The organism is Gordonia jacobaea, assembly GCF_001186365.1.
Taxonomy (GTDB): Bacteria; Actinomycetota; Actinomycetes; order Mycobacteriales; family Mycobacteriaceae; genus Gordonia; species Gordonia jacobaea.
Window position 1 is genome coordinate 1 of sequence record NZ_LDTZ01000002.1, and the last position, 1,129, is coordinate 1,129.

The 1,129-nt window shown below is 60.6% G+C and carries 1 protein-coding gene; it reads right to left on the reverse strand.

Translation table 11 applies throughout. From position 1 onward, the window contains the following. Window positions 1-16: 16 nt before the first annotated feature. Window positions 17-1,075, reverse strand: coding sequence for an IS630 family transposase (locus ABW18_RS00015; RefSeq protein WP_049697012.1), 1,059 nt, complete (start codon window positions 1,073-1,075; stop codon window positions 17-19). Window positions 1,076-1,129 lie beyond the last annotated feature (54 nt).

Genomic DNA, 1,129 nt, shown 5'->3' on the forward strand with positions numbered 1-1,129 from the left:
CTAGTGTCGCGTTTCGTTAGTTGGTTTTCGGTTGAGCTTTCTTGAGAATCTCCTCGACCGGTTTCGTCCACACGAAGGGGTGTTTGCGGTCGTTCCAGCCGTTGATGAAGGCTCGGATCTTCGCGTTGAGGTCCTTGACTGAGGTGAACACACCACGCCGGATCGCTTGCCGGTCGATAATGCCGAACCAGACCTCGACGAGGTTGAGCCACGACCCTGATGTCGGGGTGAAGTGGACGTGGATGTTGGGGTGCGCGGCGATCCACTCGGTGACTGCCGACTTTTTGTGGGTGGCGTAGTTGTCCATCACCAGGTGTAACTCCTGGTCGCCGTAGGTGCGGTCGATTTGCCTGAGGAACGACAAGAACTCCTGGTGGCGGTGCCGTGGCTTGACTGTGGCGGTCACCTGTCCGGTCGCGATCTCCAGTGCGGCGAACAGTGTGGTGGTGCCGTGGCGTTTGTAGTCGTGGGTTCGGCGTTCGATCTGTCCTGGCTGCATCGGGAGCATAGGCGCGGTGCGGTCGAGGGCCTGAATCTGGGACTTCTCGTCCACGCACAATACGATCGCATTCTCCGGCGGTGCCAGATACAGGCCGACGACATCGGTGACTTTGGCGACCAACTCCGGGTCGGTGGAGAACTTGAACGTCCCCGAACGCCACGGCTGTACCCCATACTCACGCCACGCGCGGGCGACCGTGGCGTTGCCGATCCCGAGGTGACTGGCCAACAGGCGTGATGACCAGTGGGTCACCCCATACTTCTTGGGCGGTGGCTTCAACGTCGCCGAGATGACACCCGCGTGATCGAGATGTCTTGGGCGACCCGATCGTTGGGCGTCAAGAAGTCCGTCGAGGCCGTCATGGAGATACCGGGAACGCCACTTGAGTACCGTCGGCACCGACGTCCCGACAACCTCGCTGATCCGCGAATTGGCCACCCCTGCAGCAGCAAGAGTCACGATCCGCGCCCGACGCACCAGCCCCGCAGGCGTCGACGTCGACCGTAGTAGCCGATCAAGTTCATCCGCATCACCATCACGCAGGCCAAGAGCCGGGGCCGCAGAATTCGCCATAGCCAATTCTCTCAAACCACGAACCATAAACTAATTAACGACACGCGACACTAG

What these genes read in the sequence shown, in the direction of transcription:
- ABW18_RS00015 (WP_049697012.1), bottom strand. Translation starts at nt 1,075, where the DNA reads ATGGCGAATTCTGCGGCCCCGGCTCTTGGCCTGCGTGATGGTGATGCG.